1 protein-coding gene is annotated in these 241 nt (G+C 63.5%); it reads right to left on the minus strand.

Annotated elements, in window-relative coordinates:
- Positions 1–206, minus strand: a 206-nt coding sequence (locus AC3A6X_RS36455) for a VCBS domain-containing protein (protein ID WP_487846727.1), incomplete at its 3' end; no start/stop codon positions are given.
- Positions 207–241: the final 35 nt, after the last annotated feature.

Consider the following 241-nt stretch of genomic DNA (forward strand, 5'->3'; position numbering starts at 1 on the left):
TTGCCATCGGCCAGCAAGTTGAAGCTGCCGTAGCCGTTGCTACCGGTGGCGGCGATCTGGGGCGCGAAGTTCGACTGACCTTGGTCGACATCAGCAATCGTCAGCGCGCCGCTGGTGCTCAAGTTCGGTGTCGAAGCATCCTCGCTCACCGCAGCGCTGGTCGTGCCGCCGATCACCGGCACGTCGTTGGTTCCGATGATGGTCACGGTGACCACCTGGCTCGCTGTCCCATCGGAGGACA

It is taken from the genome of Variovorax sp. Soil_C_12 (genome assembly GCF_057657375.1).